Origin of the sequence: Nonomuraea sp. NPDC050328 (assembly GCF_044459405.1) — a bacterium.
In the GTDB taxonomy this organism is placed as follows: Bacteria; Actinomycetota; Actinomycetes; order Streptosporangiales; family Streptosporangiaceae; genus Nonomuraea.
On record NZ_JBITIW010000001.1, the window covers coordinates 464,387 to 481,420 of the forward strand.

General features: G+C 70.8%; 19 protein-coding genes, 1 tRNA gene and 1 pseudogene. 10 read left to right on the top strand and 11 right to left on the bottom strand.

Going from position 1 to position 17,034, the window contains the following annotated elements; translation table 11 throughout:
- Positions 1-34: 34 nt before the first annotated feature.
- Positions 35-1,429 (top strand): carboxylesterase/lipase family protein, encoded by a 1,395-nt coding sequence (locus ACIBG7_RS02110; protein WP_397334888.1) that lies wholly within the window; start codon positions 35-37, stop codon positions 1,427-1,429.
- Here ACIBG7_RS02110 and ACIBG7_RS02115 read toward each other — a convergent pair.
- Positions 1,413-2,537, bottom strand: coding sequence for a PucR family transcriptional regulator (locus ACIBG7_RS02115; RefSeq protein WP_397334889.1), 1,125 nt, complete (start codon positions 2,535-2,537; stop codon positions 1,413-1,415). The genes ACIBG7_RS02110 and ACIBG7_RS02115 overlap by 17 nt on opposite strands.
- 116 nt (positions 2,538-2,653) lie before the next feature.
- Between ACIBG7_RS02115 and ACIBG7_RS02120 the strand changes: the two genes are divergently transcribed.
- The 3 genes from ACIBG7_RS02120 (at position 2,654) to ACIBG7_RS02130 (ending at position 5,430) form a co-directional block, all read left to right on the top strand.
- The gene (locus ACIBG7_RS02120) at positions 2,654-3,436 is read left to right on the top strand and encodes an alpha/beta hydrolase family protein (RefSeq protein WP_397334890.1); all 783 of its coding nucleotides are present in this window, start codon (positions 2,654-2,656) and stop codon (positions 3,434-3,436) included.
- 64 nt (positions 3,437-3,500) lie between these two features.
- Positions 3,501-4,778, top strand: coding sequence for an MFS transporter (locus ACIBG7_RS02125; RefSeq protein ID WP_397334891.1), 1,278 nt, complete (start codon positions 3,501-3,503; stop codon positions 4,776-4,778).
- 4 nt (positions 4,779-4,782) lie between these two features.
- On the top strand, positions 4,783-5,430 hold the full coding sequence (locus ACIBG7_RS02130) for a TetR/AcrR family transcriptional regulator (RefSeq protein WP_397334892.1): 648 nt from the start codon (positions 4,783-4,785) through the stop codon (positions 5,428-5,430).
- A 12-nt stretch (positions 5,431-5,442) separates the two neighbouring features.
- Here the strand turns inward: ACIBG7_RS02130 and ACIBG7_RS02135 are convergent, their stop codons facing one another.
- A complete protein-coding gene (locus ACIBG7_RS02135) occupies positions 5,443-5,856 on the bottom strand; it encodes a MarR family transcriptional regulator (RefSeq protein WP_357917164.1) in 414 nt (137 codons plus the stop codon).
- Between the two features lie 32 nt (positions 5,857-5,888).
- On the opposite strand from ACIBG7_RS02135, the gene ACIBG7_RS02140 reads away from it, so the two are divergent.
- On the top strand, positions 5,889-6,857 hold the full coding sequence (locus tag ACIBG7_RS02140; protein ID WP_357917162.1) for a hypothetical protein: 969 nt from the start codon (positions 5,889-5,891) through the stop codon (positions 6,855-6,857).
- A gap of 17 nt (positions 6,858-6,874) precedes the next feature.
- Here ACIBG7_RS02140 and ACIBG7_RS02145 read toward each other — a convergent pair whose 3' ends face one another.
- Positions 6,875-7,666, bottom strand: coding sequence for an SDR family oxidoreductase (locus tag ACIBG7_RS02145; RefSeq protein ID WP_397334893.1), 792 nt, complete (start codon positions 7,664-7,666; stop codon positions 6,875-6,877).
- 188 nt (positions 7,667-7,854) lie between these two features.
- Here ACIBG7_RS02145 and ACIBG7_RS02150 point away from each other — a divergent pair, with 188 nt between their 5' ends.
- Positions 7,855-8,601, top strand: coding sequence for a DUF5131 family protein (locus ACIBG7_RS02150; RefSeq protein WP_397334894.1), 747 nt, complete (start codon positions 7,855-7,857; stop codon positions 8,599-8,601).
- Between the two features lie 7 nt (positions 8,602-8,608).
- Here ACIBG7_RS02150 and tcmP read toward each other — a convergent pair whose 3' ends face one another.
- Positions 8,609-9,760: a three-Cys-motif partner protein TcmP gene (gene tcmP / locus ACIBG7_RS02155; protein WP_357917153.1), complete on the bottom strand. Its 1,152-nt coding sequence runs from the start codon at positions 9,758-9,760 to the stop codon at positions 8,609-8,611.
- A gap of 314 nt (positions 9,761-10,074) precedes the next feature.
- A tRNA-Arg gene (locus ACIBG7_RS02160) sits at positions 10,075-10,146 on the bottom strand.
- Positions 10,147-10,273: 127 nt separating this feature from the next.
- Here ACIBG7_RS02160 and ACIBG7_RS02165 point away from each other — a divergent pair.
- Positions 10,274-10,666, top strand: a complete 393-nt coding sequence (locus ACIBG7_RS02165) for a response regulator (RefSeq protein WP_357917150.1) — start codon at positions 10,274-10,276, stop codon at positions 10,664-10,666.
- A gap of 25 nt (positions 10,667-10,691) precedes the next feature.
- Here the strand turns inward: ACIBG7_RS02165 and ACIBG7_RS02170 are convergent, their stop codons facing one another.
- The 4 genes from ACIBG7_RS02170 to ACIBG7_RS02185 are packed head-to-tail and all read right to left on the bottom strand — an operon-like array spanning position 10,692 to position 12,889.
- Positions 10,692-11,288 (bottom strand): sulfite oxidase-like oxidoreductase, encoded by a 597-nt coding sequence (locus ACIBG7_RS02170; protein WP_357917148.1) that lies wholly within the window; start codon positions 11,286-11,288, stop codon positions 10,692-10,694.
- A gap of 1 nt (position 11,289) precedes the next feature.
- The gene (locus ACIBG7_RS02175; protein WP_397334895.1) at positions 11,290-11,556 is read right to left on the bottom strand and encodes a DUF6510 family protein; all 267 of its coding nucleotides are present in this window, start codon (positions 11,554-11,556) and stop codon (positions 11,290-11,292) included.
- Positions 11,557-11,582: 26 nt separating this feature from the next.
- A complete protein-coding gene (locus ACIBG7_RS02180; RefSeq protein WP_397334896.1) occupies positions 11,583-12,308 on the bottom strand; it encodes a ferredoxin reductase in 726 nt (241 codons plus the stop codon).
- The gene (locus tag ACIBG7_RS02185; RefSeq protein ID WP_397334897.1) at positions 12,278-12,889 is read right to left on the bottom strand and encodes a molybdopterin-dependent oxidoreductase; all 612 of its coding nucleotides are present in this window, start codon (positions 12,887-12,889) and stop codon (positions 12,278-12,280) included. The genes ACIBG7_RS02180 and ACIBG7_RS02185 overlap by 31 nt, the downstream gene beginning before the upstream one ends.
- Positions 12,890-13,071: 182 nt before the next feature.
- Here ACIBG7_RS02185 and ACIBG7_RS02190 point away from each other — a divergent pair.
- A pseudogene (locus tag ACIBG7_RS02190) lies at positions 13,072-13,300 on the top strand (serine hydrolase); the annotation flags it as partial.
- Complete coding sequence (locus ACIBG7_RS02195) at positions 13,256-13,708, top strand: serine hydrolase (RefSeq protein ID WP_397335337.1); 453 nt, start codon at positions 13,256-13,258, stop codon at positions 13,706-13,708. The pseudogene ACIBG7_RS02190 and the gene ACIBG7_RS02195, both read left to right, overlap by 45 nt.
- On the opposite strand, the gene ACIBG7_RS02200 is transcribed toward ACIBG7_RS02195, so the two are convergent.
- Positions 13,670-14,629 (bottom strand): NAD(P)H-quinone oxidoreductase, encoded by a 960-nt coding sequence (locus tag ACIBG7_RS02200; RefSeq protein ID WP_397334898.1) that lies wholly within the window; start codon positions 14,627-14,629, stop codon positions 13,670-13,672. The genes ACIBG7_RS02195 and ACIBG7_RS02200 overlap by 39 nt on opposite strands.
- A 202-nt stretch (positions 14,630-14,831) precedes the next feature.
- Between ACIBG7_RS02200 and ACIBG7_RS02205 the strand changes: the two genes are divergently transcribed.
- Positions 14,832-16,010 carry an FAD-dependent oxidoreductase gene (locus ACIBG7_RS02205; protein WP_397334899.1) on the top strand — a complete coding sequence of 393 codons (1,179 nt, stop codon included), beginning with the start codon at positions 14,832-14,834 and terminating at the stop codon, positions 16,008-16,010.
- Between the two features lie 458 nt (positions 16,011-16,468).
- On the opposite strand, the gene ACIBG7_RS02210 is transcribed toward ACIBG7_RS02205, so the two are convergent.
- Positions 16,469-16,801 (bottom strand): YciI family protein, encoded by a 333-nt coding sequence (locus ACIBG7_RS02210; protein ID WP_397334900.1) that lies wholly within the window; start codon positions 16,799-16,801, stop codon positions 16,469-16,471.
- Positions 16,802-17,034 lie beyond the last annotated feature (233 nt).

Below are 17,034 nucleotides of genomic sequence, written 5' to 3' on the forward strand. Positions count from 1 at the left end.
GGCTACCGATCGATCGATCGGTAGGATCGGCGGCATGGACACCATCGCGATCACCCGGCAGGGCAAGGTCCGTGGCCGGAGCGAGGACGGGATCGCGACCTTCCTCGGCCTCCCCTACGCCGCCCCGCCGTACGGCAGGCGTCGCTTCCGCGCGCCCGAGCCGGTCGAGCCGTGGGACGGCGTGCGGGACGCCCTGGAGTACGGCGCGACCGCCGCGAAGCGCCCCTACCGTCCGCCGCTCGACGAGATCATCCCCGACCCCGACCGCCCCGGCGACGACTGCCTGCACCTCAACGTCTGGACCCCGGCGGCCGACGACGGCGCGCGGCCGGTCATGGTGTGGATCCACGGCGGCTCGCTGCGCAACGGCTCCAACAGCCTGCCGCTCTACGACGGCTCGGCGTTCGCCCGCGACGGCGTCGTGCTGGTGTCGATCAACTACCGGCTGGGCATCGAGGGCTTCGGCTCCTTCCCCGACGCCCCCGACAACCGCGGCCTGCTCGACCAGCTCGCGGCGCTGGAGTGGGTGCGCGACAACATCGCCTCCTTCGGCGGCGACCCGGCCAACGTGACCGTCTTCGGCGAGTCGGCGGGCGCGATCAGCATCGCGGCGCTGCTGACCAGCCCGCGGGCGAGGGGCCTGTTCCGGCGGGCGGCGCTGCAGAGCGGGCCGCCGCACACGGTCAGCCGCGCCGAGGGCGGGCGGATCGTCGCGCTGATGGCCAAGGTCCTGGGCGTCGCGCCGACGGCCGAGGCGTTCGCCGCGGTCGACCGCGAGCGGCTGCTGGACGCGCAGGTCGAGGTGACCTCGAAGTCCAACCCGATCGGCGGCGGGCCGGGCTTCAGCATCGTGGCCGACGGCGAGGTGGTCACCGGCGAGGTGGTCATGCCCGAGGTCGAGCTGCTGCTGGGCTACAACCGGGAGGAGTACCGGCTGTGGTTCGTGCCGACCGGGGTGGTCCAGAAGATCGGCGCGGTGGCGCTGCGGCTGGCGATGCTCAAGCTCAAGATCCCCGGCCGGGTGGCCAAGCTCTACCGCTCCTCCCGGCCCGGCATGCTGCCCGGCGAGCTACTGGGTGAGATGGCCAACGACTTCCTGCTGCGCGGCCCGCTCGCCAAGCTGGCCTCCCGCTCGCCGAAGGCGCACGTGTACGAGTTCGCCTGGCGTTCGCCGGTGCTCGACCTGGGCGCCTGCCACGGGCTGGAGATCGGCTTCGTCTTCGACACCCTGCGGCACAACGTCGAGCTCGCCGGCCCGGACGCGCCGCAGCACCTGGCCGACGAGATGCACCGGGCGTGGGTCGGCTTCGCGCGGGACAGGGATCCGGGCTGGCCGGCGTGGGACGATTCGCGGCCGGTGATGATCTTCGACCGGCGGAGCGAGGTGATGCACGACCCGCGGGCCGAGGAGCTCAAGGTCTGGCTCTAGGCGGAGCCAGCTCACGCGCGGTGAGGGCTGCCTCCAGGAGCCGGGCCTCGGCCGGGACGGCGAGGTCCAGGCCGGTCAGCGCGGTGACCCGGTGCAGCCGGTAGTCGAGCGTGTTGCGGTGCACGTGCAGGTCGAGCGCGGTCCTGCGCCGGTTGTGCCCGTGGTGGACGAAGACACGCAGCGTCTCCAGCAGGTACGGGTGCTCCTCCAGCGCGTCCAGCTTGGCCGCCAGCCGGGTCAGGCCCGCGCCGGGCCGGGCGAGCTGGTGTTCCAGGAGCACGTCGTCGAAGCGGTACAGGCCGGGCGGCCGGCCCAGGCGGCGCACGAGGTCGAGCACCTGCCGGGCCTCCTCGGCCGCCGCGGGGATCGCCGCGGGCTCCGTCGCGCGGGCCGCCGCGGCCAGGGTCGCGCCGCAGTCCCGGCGCAACGCCTCCAGCGAGCCGCCGGGCCGTACGGGCAGGAGGGCCAGGCCCGCGGCGGGGTCGGCGAGCACGAGCGTGCCCGCGTAGGCGTCGAGCGCCGACTGCACCAGCCGCGGCTGCGGCGCCCGCCCGAACTCCAGCACGACCACGTCGTGCTCGCCGCCGACCTCCACCCGCGCCGCCTCCGCGAGCCCGGCGTACGGCAGGCCCTCCAGCAGGGCGTCCAGCAAGGCCCGCCGTACCCGCCGGTCCTCGCCCCGGATGTCCTCCTGCGCCTGCACGTGGGCCAGCGCGACGGCGGGCACCGCGGTGTGCAGGCAGCCCAGCAGCCCGGCCCCGGCGGCGGCCACCTCCTCCGGCTCGGCGACCTCGGTGAGCGCGGCCCACCACACCTCGGCCCCGATCAGGTACGCGGTCAGCGCGGCCTCCAGCGGCAGGCTCTCCTCGGCCCGGCGTGCCGACCACTCGATGATCCGGGTGAGGTCGGCGGCGCCGACCGAGCCGGGGTCGCGCACCGAGCGCAGCAGCAGCCCGAAGACGGCCGTGACCGACCGGGTCACCTCGCCGTCGAGCGCCTCTCTGGGCAGGTCACGGTAGAAGGGCACCTCGGCGGCGCACCGCGCCACGACGGCCGCGGTGAGCTCTCTGACTCGCGGGGCCAGCCGGGTGTGCAGGTCGTCGCCCATCCGCGGATCGTCACATCGCCCAAACCGAGCCGTCAATCATTGCCCCAAGTGCGCAAAGACGGCGGGCTCCGAATTCTCCAGGATGCGAGCAACCCCCCAACGCCTGGAGGCTCCAGATGTTCAGACGCCTGCTCCCCGCTCTCGCGATCGTGCTGGCCGCGGTGGTGGCGCCCGCACCGGCGCACGCCGCCGTCGACTACGGCGCGGCCGGGCCGTACGCCACGGACGTGGAGATCGGCGCGGTCAACACGCTCTACTTCCCTCGGGACATCGCACAAAGCCCGCGCCGGCACCCGGTGATCGTGTGGGGCAACGGCACCGGCGGCGCCCCGCTGGTCTACCGCGACCTGCTGCTGCGCTGGGCCAGCCACGGCTTCATCGTCTCGGCGGCCAACACCCCGATGTCCAACCTGGGCATCTCGATGCGCGCCGGCATCGACGAGCTGACCCGGCGGGACGCCGACCCGGCGAGCGCCTTCCACGGCAAGGTGGACCTGGCGCACATCGGCGCGGCCGGCCACTCGCAGGGCGGTGCGGCGGCGATCGTCGTGGGCGCCGACCCGCGGGTGGACGCGATCCTGCCGATCCAGCCCGGACCGCTGGCCGACATCGACGACGTGCGGGTTCCGGCGTTCCTGATGGCCGGGCAGTGGGACAGCATCGTGATGCCCTGGCTGGTCAAGGCCTTCTACAACGACGCCGACAACATCCCGGCGATCTACGGCGAGGTGCGGGGCGCCGACCACTTCACCATCGTCGGCAACCCCGGCCCGTTCGCCGGGCCGACCACCGCATGGTTCCGCGCCCAGCTCATGGGTGATGCGGAGGCGCGGGCGTGGCTGTTCGACGTGAGCCTGCGCAGCCGTACCTTCTCCGATGTCCGGATCAAGGGCTTCTGAGGCCCTTTTCACCCGATCGATCGATCGGTAGAGTCGCGCCTACCGATCGATCGATAGGAATGAAATGATCATCGAGAATCCCCCCAGACCCGCCCTCCTCCGCGTCACCGCCGGCAGCTTCGTGGGCACCGTCATCGAGCAGTACGACTTCCTGCTCTACGGCTTCATGTCCGGCCTGGTGTTCAACACCCTGTTCTTCCCCAGCTCGGATCCGGTCGCCGGGACCATGGTCGCCTTCGCGGGCTTCGCCATCGGCTTCATCGCCCGGCCGATCGGCGCGATCGTCGCCGGGCACTACGGCGACCGCGTCGGCCGCAAGTCGATGCTGGTCATGACGCTCCTGGTGGCGGGCGTCGCCACCACCGCGATGGGCCTGCTGCCCACCTACCAGAGCATCGGCCTGTGGGCGCCGGCCCTGCTCATCGCGCTCCGCATCGTGCAGGGCTTCTCCTACGGCGGCGAGGTCACGGGCGCCGTCCTGATGACCACCGAGTTCGCCCCGCGCCACCGGCGTGGCTACGTCGGCAGCTTCATCCCCGCCGCCGGGCCCGCCGGCCTGCTCCTCGCCACCATCGCGATCATGATCGTCGCCGGCATGGACAAGGCCGACTTCCTCTCGTACGGCTGGCGCATCCCCTTCCTGGTCTCGGCGCTGCTCGTCGTGGTCGGCCTGGCCATCCGCGCCACCGCGCCGGAGAGCCCGGCCTTCACCCGCTCGACCGTTCGGCACCGCGCGCCCATCCTGGAGGTCTTCCGCCGGCACACCCGCACCGTGCTGCTCGGCACCGGCACCGGTTTCGGCTTCTACGTCGTCTTCTACGTGCTGCTCGTCTTCGCCGGCTCCTACCTCACCACCACGCTCAAGCTGCCCACCCAGGTGCCGCTGGTCGCGGTGGCCATCGGCTCGGTCGTGGTGATCGTGCTCGGACCGCTGTTCGGCAAGCTGTCGGACCGCCTCGGCCGCCGCCCGCTCGTGGTCACCGGCTCCGCGCTCACCGGCCTGTTCGCCTTCCCGTTCTTCTGGCTGCTCGGGACGGGCTCCACCGGCCTGATCTACACCGCCTTCGCGGTGATGTTCGGCTTCGTCACCATCCTCTATTCGCCGCTGATCACCTTCATCGCCGAGCAGTTCCCGACGTCGGTGCGCTTCAGCGGCGCCTCCCTGGCCGGCCAGATCGGCGCCGTGCTCGGCGGCGGCCTGGCCCCGCTCATCGCCACCGCCCTGCTCGCCGCGGCCGGACCCTGGGCGGTCGCCGCCTACGTCGCGGCGTCGATGCTCGTCTCGCTCGTGTCCGCCCTCGCCCTGCGCGAGACGAACCAGGCCGACCTCACGGCAGAATGAGGGCGTGACGAACGATCGATCGGCAGCCGAGGGGCGGATCGCCGCCTCCGAGGTACGGCTGCCGCCGCACGTACTGCTGGAAGGCACCTCGGGCCGGATCCTGCGGGCGGCGCTGCTGCTCTTCGCCGAACGCGGCTTCCACGGCACCTCCATCCGCGAACTCGCGCTGGCCTGCGAGATCCGGTCCGCCACCCTCTACGCGCACTTCCCCACCAAGGAGCACATCCTCGCCGAGCTCGTGCGGATCGGACACGAGGCGCACCACGCCCAGCTCATGGCCGCCCACGGCCCCGACCCCGTCAGCCACCTGCGCGCGGTCGTCCGTGCGCACGTGTTGTCCCACGCCAGCTACCCGCTGCTCGCCGTCGTCGCCAACAACGAGCTCCACGCCCTTTCGCCTGACATGGCCTCCCAGGCTTTGCTCCTGCGGGCCGACGGGCGGCAGCTCCTCACCGACATCCTCAACCAGGGCATCGCCGCGGGGGTGTTCGACCTCGACGACGCCTTCCTCGCGGTGACCGCGATCAGCGGGATGGGGATGCGGGTGGCCAGCTGGTACGAGGACGGCTTGCCGTACAGCCCGGAGGAGATCGCGGACACCTACGCCACGTACGCCCTCCGCCTGGCGGGAGCGGACCTCTCGGTTTCCTGACGGCTCGACCGGTCAGTCGAAGGTGATCAGTTTGATGAGCTGGGCTCGGAACTGCTCGTAGTCGTCGACCGCGCCCAGCAGCCGGTCCGAGCCGCGCTCGGCGGCGCGGGCGCGCTCCAGCACGCTCTCGCCGTCAGCGGTGACGCTCACCAGGAAGCGCCGCCGGTCCTGCGGGTCGGCCTCCTTGCGCACGTATGCCGCGCGCCGGAGGTGCTCGACGGTGCGGCTCATGGTCTGGTCGGTCACCCGGCAGAGCCTGGCCAGCTCGCGCTGGGTCAGCGGGCCGCCCTCCAGGTGGTGCAGCGCGATCAGCCCGGCATGGGTCAAGCCGTGCTCGACGAGGAAGTCGTGGAAGCGGCCCTCCACCAGGCGGGCGGCGACCGAGAGCAGGCGTCCGGTCGGCCAGGAGTGAATGTCCTCGACCACACGCCCATTGTTCCAGAGTCATAATGTTCAGCATGCTGAGCAATTCGTCGAGAACCCTCCTGTACGGCGTAGCCGCCAGCGCGCTGTTCACGGCGGCGATCTGGCTGCTGGGTGCGCGCCTCGACGCGGTCGCCCTCCTCCCGGACCGGGGCGCGGCCTGGTACTACTGGAAGCTCCCCGACCCGACCTTCTGGACCCGCTTCACGGCCTGGGCCGGATACGCGCTGCACCAGCTCGCCTTCTGGGGCCTGATCTACTACGCCCAGACGCGCGTGCGCACCTACACCTCCGGCCTGCACCGGGTGAACGTCGCCGCCCTCGCGGTCAACGCCGGATTCATCCTCCTGCACCTGCTCCAGACGCACCTGTTCTACGACGGCCTGGCCCAGGACGTCTCCATCTTCAGCTCGCAGGGCTCGGTGATCCTGCTCCTGGTCGCCGTCCTGCTCATGGAGAACCGGCGGCGCGGCCTGTTCTTCGGCCGTCCCGCCCCGCTCGGCACCGAGGTCGTCGCCTTCGTGCGGCGCTACCACGGCTACCTGTTCAGCTGGGCCGCCGTCTACACCTTCTGGTACCACCCCGCCGTCGCCACGCCCGGGCACCTGGTCGGCTTCTTCTACATGTTCCTGCTGCTGGTGCAGGGCAGCCTGTTCCTCACCCGCGCGCACACCAACCGCTGGTGGACTCTCACCCTCGAACTCATGGTCGCCGTGCACGGCACCCTGGTCGCCTACCTCAGCACCGACGGGCCTTGGGCGATGTTCCTCTTCGGCTTCCTCGGCATCTTCGTCATCACCCAGATGCACGGCCTCGGCCTGGGCGCCGGCATCCGCTGGGGCCTGGGCGGCGTGTACGTCATCGCGGCCTTGCTCATGGGCGCTCTGCTGGTCGCAGTGCGCATCCCCGCCATCGAGTACGTGCTGGTGGCCGTGCTCGCCGCCCTGGTCTGGGCGGGCCTCCGCATCCACTCCTTCGTGTACGGCAAGCGCCCCCTCACCTGAAGACCTCTGGTGACTCGTCAGTCCCTCGGCGGCACCCCGGTCCGTATCGACCACCCGCCGTCACTGACCAGCGTCTGCCCGGTCACCCAGCCGCTCTCCTCCCCAGCCAGCCACCCCACCAGCCGGGCCGTGTCCTCCGGCGTCCCCCACCGCCCCTGCGGATGCCGCCGAGCCAGCTCCACCACGTCCTCCGGCGCCGCGTACCCCGTGTCCACCGGCCCCGGATTCACGCAGTTCACCGTGATCCCCCGCGTGGACAGCGGCGCGGCAAGACTCCGCGTCATCTGCTCGATCGCCCCCTTCGTCACGCTGTACGGCAGTTCCGTCGGCATGGGCTCCAAATGCTGCCCCGACGTGAAGGTGATCACCCGCCCACCCTCCAGATCCGCCTGCGCCGCGAACTCCTGCACCAGCAACAACGTCGCCCGTACATTCACCGCCCAGCACAGATCCAGCTCCTCCGCCGTCAGCTCCCCCAGCCCGCCTTCGGCACTTCGCGCATGGTTGGCCACCAGCACCTCCACCCGCCCGAACCACTCCCGCGCCGCCGCCACCACCCTGCCCGGCGCCCCCGGCTCCGCCAGATCCACCGCCAGATGCTCCACCTGCCCCGCCCCCTCGGGCAGTTCCTCCCGCAGCGCCGCCACCACCCCCTCCGCCCCCAGCGGATCAGCCCCCCAGTCCTGACCCGCATCATGCGGCTCCCACGAACAGACGAACACATTCATGGGGGCCGCAGCCAGCCGCCGGGCAATCGCGTAACCGATGCCGATCCGGCGACTCACGCCGGTGACGATCGCGGTCTTCATGGGGGACGGCCGCCTTCCTCAGGTTTCCCGTGTTGTCCCAGCAGTGTCCCTGAAAGCCCGTCCGGCTCATGACAGACGGGAACCCGGGCCGATTTCGCTGACCGCCTGGCATCGGTGGTCCGCCGGCGGTAGACCTGAAAGCGTCGCAGCACCGGCTGAGCCGCGACCGAAACGGAGGTCACCACCGCATGGCTCAAACGACGTCCATCGAGTGGACCGAGCTGACCTGGAATCCCACCACGGGCTGCGATCGGATCTCCGCCGGCTGCGACAACTGCTACGCACTGACCCTCTCCGCCCGCCTGAAGGCGATGGGCGCGGCCAAGTACCAGGCCGACGGCGACCCGCGGACCTCCGGCCCCGGGTTCGCTCTCACCACCCATCCGGACACGCTCCGCCAGCCGCTGCGCTGGCGCAGCCCGCGGATGGTGTTCGTCAACTCCATGAGCGACCTGTTCCATGCCCGCGTTCCTCTGGGTTACCTCCGGCAGGTGTTCGACGTGATGGCCGCCACTCCGCAGCACACCTATCAGATCCTCACCAAACGCAGCCGCCGGCTGCGCCACCTGGCGCCGCTCCTGGACTGGCCGCCGAACGTGTGGATGGGTGTATCGGTCGAAGACCACACCCAAACCCACCGCATCGACGATCTGCGCACCGTCCCCTCGGCCCTACGGTTCCTGTCGCTCGAACCCCTGCTCGGGCCTCTGCCCACCCTGGACCTCGCCGGAGTCGGCTGGGTCATCGTCGGCGGAGAATCCGGGCCGGGGCGTCGCCCGATCCACCCTGCTTGGGTCACTGATCTGCGCGACCGATGCCTGGACGCGGGTGTGCCGTTCTTCTTCAAACAGTGGGGAGGCCACACCCCCAAGGCCGGCGGGCGCCAGCTGGAAGGGGTCGTCTGGGACCAGATGCCTGCGCCGGCCGCTCGCTGAGCCCTCCCTAAGGACGGCGCACGTACCAGTCCCGTACGAACTTTCCGGGGCCGAGTCGCACGCGTCCTGCCGCCTCGAGCTCCGTCATGGCCGTGCGGACCATGTCGTCGGTGGCGATGCCGTACACCCCGTCAAAGACCTGAGTCGTCCGAGTGACCAGTCTGTAGGCAGCCACGTCCTGGAGCGGAACCAGCAGGTTGGCGCGCAATCGTTCGATCGCTCTGCACTGTTCGGCCTGCGCTACATGATCATGCAACTCGAACAGCGGCTCGGTCGTAGCCTGCTGCTGAACCTGCTGGTCCAGGTGCGCGAGCCATTGACGCCGTGCCATGCCCACCGCGTTGGCGAACACCCACAACCCGTAGGGACTTCTGGTGAAGAACACCAGGTGGTAGATGGGTTGATGGCTCAACTGACGGCGCACCGGAACGCACACCGGGGTCATCTGCCCCGCCTCGCTGAGCCGTGCCGCGTACTCCGCGGCGAGGGCGTCAGCGACCGCTTCGAAACGCCTGTCACCGGAAGCGGCGGACAGGACGTCCTTGGCAGTCTGCCGCCACCACGTGCCACCGCAGAAGTCGTCCATGACTCGCTGATTGCTCCGGCCGCTCTCCACCGCGCCGACCACACGGCGTGACAGGTCGGCGCTGAAGTTGACCAGCACCTCAGTGGCAGGACCCTTGTGCGGTCGCGCTCTCAGCACTTCCGAGAGCGGCTCGAAAGACACTCCGGCGCCGGTGGGGTCCAGGAACAGGAAAAGCGGCACTCCGGATGCGGCGGCGACCACGGTCGCCAGATGGTTCTCCGCACGACCATTCCATGCGGTGACCGCCAGTCCTTGCGCGGCGTATTCATCGACGACCTCGGCGAGCACGGCGAAATGATTCGGGTCCTTTTCCACGAAAAAGGCTGAGACATTTCGCCTCGCCTTGAGTCGGAGAATGGCCTGCAGGATATGCTCGGCGGAGCCGGGGCTTCCATCGTCATAGCGGCCTCGACCAGCGAATCCGTCCATGACCACCACGCGTCTACCACGGGCGGTGGAACCGGTCATCGCGATGAACGGCTCCAGATAGTGACTCAGGATGGCGTGCTTGAACAGGGACTGAGCGTTGCGGTCGAGATCGTTCAACAGGTCTGCGGAGGTTCCCGTCGCCATACAACCCTCATCCTGACGGCCAGGGGTCATATCATCTGCGTTTCACCTTCACCCGAGACAAGGAAATCCGTCAAGGCATATTCACAGCACTCTGCGAGCGGGTTTTCTCAGTCTTTCGAAAATGGCGGCAGAACGTTCGAATCGGCAATTCATTGAAGTCACGCACGTTCGCCAAGGCCCCAGTGGTTCCGGCTTTGCGCGGTGTCATCACTCGGTGTGAGGGCCGATCCCCTGCGGGCCCGACGGGCGAGACGTCCTCCGGCCGGCCATGCAAAAAGCCGGGCCAGATGAGATCTGACCCGGCTGTTCGGCGGTGCTCCCGGCAGGATTCGAACCTGCGCACCCGGCTCCGGAGGCCGGTGCTCTATCCCCTGAGCTACGGGAGCGATGCGTGACAAGGCTATCAGCTTTCCCGCACCACTCTGCACCGCATGAAACAGCTCCGCCCACATCCCTCGAAAACCGCGCGTGACCCCCTCGGGAGGAGTTAGCTTGGCGGCCGTGGGTGAGGCATTGGGCAGGGTACTGGTCGTTGACGACGACGAAGTGATCCGTCAGTTGATCGCGGTGAATCTGACCTTGGAGGGGTTCGAGGTCGAGACCGCGACGGACGGGCAGGACTGCCTCGAGCGGGTGCTCGACGTGAGGCCGGACGTGATCACGCTGGACGTGATGATGCCGTACCTCGACGGGTGGGTGACCGCGACGAGGCTGCGGACGGATGACGAGACACGGCACATCAAGGTCGTGCTCATCACCGCGCGGGCGCAGGACGACGACAAGAAGCGGGGTCTGGGCATCGGGGTGGACGCCTACCTCACCAAGCCGTTCGATCCGGCCGAGCTGATCAGGATCGTGCGGGAGCTGGCGGCGGCCGGGCAGGGGCGCGGGCAGAAGGCGCGCTGATCGGCCCGGCCGGGCTTCAGCGGCGTCAGTCGCCCCAGTAGCGCTGCTCGCGCCAGGGGTCGCCGTAGTTGTGGTATCCGGCGGTCTCCCAGAAGCCGGGCTCGTCCACGGTGTGCAGGCGCAGGCCCTGGATCCACTTGGCCGACTTCCAGAAGTACAGGTGCGGGACGAGCAGCCGCGCCGGGCCGCCGTGCGACGGGCTGAGCGGTTCGCCGTCGAACTCGTGGACGATCCAGGCCTTGCCGTCCAGCAGGTCCTCCAGCGGGAGGTTCGTGGTGTAGCCCCCGTGGCTGTAGGCCACGGCGTAGTCGGCGCCGGTCTCGACGTCGGCCAGGAGCAGGTCGAGGGAGACGCCGGTCCATCGGGTGCCGAACTTCGACCAGCGGGTCACGCAGTGGATGTCCACCTCGGGGTGCGACTGCGGGAGCCGCATGAGCTCGTCCCAGCTCCACCGCTGCCGCGCGCCCAGCTCGCTGACGACGGTGAAGGTCCATTCGGCGAGCGAGATGAACGGGGTCGGCCCGGCGGACAGCACCGGGAAGTCGTGCGTCTCGTACTGGCCGGGCGGGAGCCGGTGGTCGGCTTCGCGGCGGCCGGTGAATCCGCTGGAGACGATGCCCATGTCAGCTCGTCCCCCCGGTCGGCACGCTCAGCAGCCGCAGGCCGGGCATGGTGGCCAGCAGCCGGTCCGGGGCCTCGACGATGGTCATCAGGACGTTCGAGCACTGGGGGCAGCGCAGGACCGCGCCCGGGGCCGGGCCGTACATCACGGTCTCGCCGAGCGGGCCGGTGGTGCCGCACATGGCGCAGATGCCGACGGCGAGGGTGACGTCGCGGCCGAAGAGCAGGGTCAGCGGTCCTGCGGCCGAGTTGGCGTCCAGCTCTGTCATGAGGAGTGGGCCTTTCGTGTTTTGGGTCAGCCGAAACGTTCGGTGCGGATGGCGGGGGCCGGGTAGCCGAGGTCGAGCAGCAGGGCGGCGACGTGCTCGACGAAGCCGGTGGGGCCGCACACGTAGGCGATCGGCTCCTCGGCCGCCGGCCGGCTCGCCCGTTCGAGCGTCGCGCGGTCGATCCGTCCCGGTGCGTGCGGCGCATCGGGCGGGGCGGTGCGGGTGTAGTGGAAGGTGACGAGGTCCGCCTGCCGTACCAGCTCGTCGCGGTAGATCACGCTCGCCGGGTCGCGCACGGAGTAGAGCAGCCGCATGGGCGTCGTGTCGTCGAGCCGCGCCCGGTGGCGCAGCATGGCGCGCAGCGGCACGACCCCGGACCCGCCGCCGACCAGCAAAACCGGCCGGTACGGCGGAGCAGGCTCCCAGACGAAGTAGCCGCCCACCGGCCCGCGGACCTCCAGCCGGTCCCCCGGCGAGGCCACGTCCACGAGGTACGGCGAGACCTCCCCGTCCTCCACCCGCACCACGGTGAGCGCGGGGCCCTCACCGGGCGCGGAGGCCAGGGAGTAGGCGCGCGACGCCTGGTAGCCGTCGGGCGCGGTCAGCCGTACGTCGACGTGCTGGCCCGCCCGGTGCACCGGCCAGCCCGGCACCTCCAGCAGCAACGTGCGCGCCCGCGGGGTTTCGGTCACGACGTCGGCGACGGTGGCGGGCAGCCAGGTCAGTCGTTGAAATACCGCTGTTCCCGCCATGGGTCCCCAAAGTGGTGATAGCCGGACTGCTCCCAGAAGCCCGGTCGGTCCTCGGCGCTGAGCCAGAGCTCGCGGATCCACTTGGCGCTCTTCCACAGGTAGTGGGCGGGCACCAGCATGCGCACCGGCCCGCCGTGCTCGGCGGTGATCGGCTCACCCTCGTACCGATAGACCAGCCAGGCTTTGCCGCCGGTCAGCTCGCTCACCGGCAGGTTCGTGGCGTAGCCGCCGTGGCTGATCTGCAGCGCGAACTCCGGCACCTCGCCCGCCGCGGCGAGCAGGGTGTCGAGCGGGACGCCGGTCCAGTGGGTGTCGAGCTTGGTCCAGCGGGTCACGCAGTGGATGTCGGTGGTGATCTCCTCGGCGGGCAGGGCGAGCAGGTCGTCCCAGGTCCAGCGGGCTTCCGTGGTGCCGCCGCGGATGGTGAAGCTCCACTGGCCGGTGCTCACGTGCTGCGTCGCGCCCGCGGTCAGCACCGGGAAGCCGGACGCGAGGTATTGCCCCGGCGGCACGCGGCCGGCCAGCTCGGGTCCGGGGCGGTGGAAGTGCTTGCCGGAGAAGCCCCGCGAAACGACACCCATGGCGGAAGGGATCCCCGCCCGCCGGCCATGGCGAGCCCCGGGATGGGCCAATACTTCGCTTTGCCGGGACCGGTCCTGGAAGGATCACTTCCGTGTGGTCCTTGGCTGCTGTGGTGGGCAATGCCGGTTACCGGCCCGATGAGCCGCTTGTGGTGGGGATCGGGCACGGTGACCGGCCGCCCGTGCTGCTGTGCCAGGGGGCGACGCTTCGCGGCGAGCCGGTAGGGGCGGCGACGCTCGCCTACGCGGCCTCCTTGTCGAAGCAGATGACCGCCGCCTGCGTCGCGCTGCTCGTCCAGGAGGGCGGGCTGGATCCGGAATCCGCCTTGTCACGCTGGCTGCCCGAGTTGCCGGGGTGGGCGGATGATGTCCGGCTCCGGCATCTCGTCCACCACACGGCGGGCCTGCCGGCCGACTCGGCCGTCTACGCGCTCCCCGCTGGTCCGGCCGCGTCCGGCTCCGCTGTCGCTGGGGGACGGTGGGGTGTGGAGCACCGCCCTCGACCTGCTGCGCTGGGGGCATGCTCTCAATCGCGACGAGCTCGGCGTCTCGGCGCTCCTCGAGACGCCGGGGCGCCTCGACGACGGGACGCCTCTCGACTACGCCTGCGGCATCGGGGTGCGGTCGCATGCCGGGCATCGCGTCTACCGCCACGGAGGCGGGTGGCCGGGGCTGCGCCTGCTGCATGCGCGGGTGCCGGAGCTGGACCTGTGCCTGGTCCTCATCGCGCTCGACGACCACACAGAACGCCGGGCCGTACTGATCGACAGCCTGCTCGACCTACTCGTTGACCAGCAGGATCTTGCCGACGTGCTGTGAGTCAGCCATGAGCTGGTGCGCCTGGGCGGCCTGCGACAGCGGCAGGATCTGGTCGACGATCGGGCGCACGGCACCGGCCTCGATCATCGGCCAGACGTGCTCGCGCAGCGCCGCGACGATCTCGGCCTTCTGCTCGCCCGATCGCGACCGCAGGGTGGTGCCGAACACGGACTTGCGCTTGAAGACCAGCTCGACGAGATTGAGCTTGCCCTCGAAGCCGCCCTGCATGCCGATGATCACCAGCCGCCCGTCGACGTTCAGGGACTGCACGTTGCGCTCCAGGTACTGCCCGCCGATGACGTCCAGGATCACGTCGTAGGGGCCGAAGTCGGCGAAGTCCTCGGTGCGGTAGTCGATCGTCGTGTCGGCGCCGAGCTCCCGCACCCGGGCGGTCTTGCCGGCGCCGCTCACGGTGGTGACGACGCGCGCGCCCAGCGCCTTGGCGATCTGGATCGCCATCGTCCCGACCCCGCCGGCCCCGCCGTGCATGAGGAAGGTCTCGCCCTCGGCCAGCCGCGCGGTCATGACCACGTTGGACCACACCGTCGCCGTCGCCTCCGGCAGCCCCGCGGCCTCGACCAGCCCGACCCCCTTGGGCAAGGGCAGGAGTTGCCCGGCGGGGACGGCGACCTTCTGCGCGTACCCGCCGCCGGTCAGCAGCGCGCACACCTCCTGGCCCACCTGCCAGCCGCTCACCCCCTCGCCGAGGGCGCTGATCCGGCCGGACACCTCCAGCCCGGGGTACGGCGAGGCGCCCGGCGGCACGAGGTAGAGCCCCAGCCGCTGGGCGACGTCGGCGCCGTTCAGCGCGGTGGCGGCCACGTCGACGATCACCTCGCCGGGTGCGGGCGCCGGGTCGTCGACCTCGGTCCACTCCAGCACCTCCGGGCCGCCCGGCTCCTTGATCGTGATCGCCTTCATGTGACTTCCCCTCGATCGATGTTTACACCGCTTATATTAGCCGGAATGTGTGCAGCGTCAACATTCGGTCAGCCGCATGGCACTCATGCCCGGTGCCGTCGCCGCCCGAAACGATGCAGAGGATGTGGCGGCGGTGTGAAACTCCTGGTCAGGTCCGGTGCATCGGCCCCTTCGCCGGGGCATCCCTCCTATCGTCCTGACCATGCAGACAGTGGACGTGTTGGTCGTCGGCGCGGGCCTCGCCGGGCTGCGGACGGCCCGCCTGCTCGCGCAACGCAACCTCGACGTCCTGGTGGTCGACCGCCGCCGCTCCCTGGCCTCCGGCATCCGGACCACGGGCATCTTCGTCCGCCGCACCCTGGACGACTTCGACCTGCCCGGCCACCTGCTCGGCCCCGGCATCCGCGACGTGCTCCTCTACCCGCCCTCGCGCCGCTCCCCCATCCGGCTCACCAGCGACCGCGACGAGTACCGCGTGGCCGACATGGCCGGGATCTACCGGCACGAACACCGCGCGGCCGAGACCGCCGGGGCGCGGGTCCTGCTGGGCGTCCGCTACACGGGCAGCACGCGAGAGCCCCGCCGCAGACCTGCCGGTGCCCGCGGAGCCGACGCCAGGCTCCCGCGCACCCTCGTCCACCTCGACGGCGCCGAGCCGGTGCGGGCCCGCTTCCTCGTCGGCGCGGACGGCGCCCGCTCGGCCGTCGCCCGCGACCTGGGCCTGGACGTCAACCGGCACCTCCTCGTCGGCGCCGAACTCCTGCACCCCATCGCCACCGGCACCACCACCCCGGCCTTCCACTGCGTCCTCGACCCCCGATACGCCCCCGGCTACCTCGGCTGGGTCATCGACGACGGCCACCACGCGCACGTCGGCATCGCCGGCTACCCGCACGCCATGCGCGCCGGGCTGCGGCCGTTACTGGAGTCCTTCGCCGCCACCGCGCCCGGCCTGGCGGCTCCGACCGGCCCGATCGAGCGCCGTGGCGGGCCCATCCCGGTCGGTGGCGTCCTCCGCCGGCTGGCCTGCCCCACCGGCCTGCTCGTCGGCGACGCCGCCGGCGCCGTCTCCCCGCTCACCGCCGGCGGGCTGGACCCCTGCTGCCGCATGTCCGCCTGGGCCGCCGCGATCACCCTCGCCTACCTGCGTACCGGCGACGAGACCATCCTCCGCCGCTACGACGGCCGGGCCCTGCGCCGCCGCTTCCGTGGCCGGCTCCTGCTCCGCCGTACCTTCGCCGCCCTCGGCTCCCCCGCCGCCACCGAGGCCGCCGTCGCCCTCCTCCGCACCCCGCCGGGCCGCGCCCTCGCCGCCCGCGTCCTCTTCGGCGACGGCTCCTTCCCGACTCTTGACGTACGGCAGGCGTCTCCGGCCCTCTAGGACCCTCTCCTGTACGGCAGGCGTCTCCGGCCCTCCAGGTCGGGTTCGGCCATCGGCCTCGCGCGAGCCGGTCACCCGGCCTGCTCCCGGGTTTCGCAGGCCGGTGACGGGGGCTCACTTCTTCAGGGACTCCAGGACTCGCGCGTTGTACTCGACCGGTTTCTCCGCCGGAACGAGGTGCCCGGCACCCTGGATGAAGGCCGTCTCAGAGCGCTCGGACGGCAGCCTGCCACTCCGGGGTGCCCATGGTCTTGGTTCCGTCAGCGTCCGCCTCAACAGCAGGCTCACCCGCCGTGCCAAGCCGCTGACCACGACGCCGCCTTCTCGCGAGCGCCTCGGGCCTCTTGGGGCCGCGGTCGTGGCAAAGCCACTCGCCACGAAAGGCTCGCCGTTCCCCTCGAGGGCACCGCGACGATCGCTGCGATCAACCAATGGCTCCGCGACTTACAGAACACGCCTCAGGGCGCTTCCCGCAGCGGCCACACCTCGACCACTCCCTGAGCCACCGCGCACGGCGTCTTCGACACCAGCTCGATCGCCTCTTCCAGGGTGTCGGCCTCGATGATCCCGAACCCCGCCACCGGCAGCTCCGAGGACATGAACGCCCCCCGCTCCACCCTCACCCCGGCCCCGTCGTGGTTCCGCACCTGCACCGGCACCCCAGCGATCCCCGCCGTGGCCCCTCCCTCAATCAGGCGTGCGTCATGGGCGTGCGCCTCATCCCGCACCGCCGCGTCGGTGCGGTCGTAGCCGTCCTGATCGCCGTATCCGATGGTCACGAACTTCGCCATGCCACTGGCCCTTCTCTCGGTTCAGGTGCAGTGCTCACCGATACCGACTCCCGGCCGCCTCCAAACTCACCGCGCTCCACTCGAGCCAGCTACCGCCCGGCTCTACTCGCTTCGAAGGACCTGTGTGCCACTGCCCCAGACTCGGGGGTCCGGGGGCCGGGAGGCCCCCGGCTAGGGGGTGTGGGGGAGCTCGGCTCCTCCATGAAAGGAGTCCAAGCCCAAACGCGCGAAGC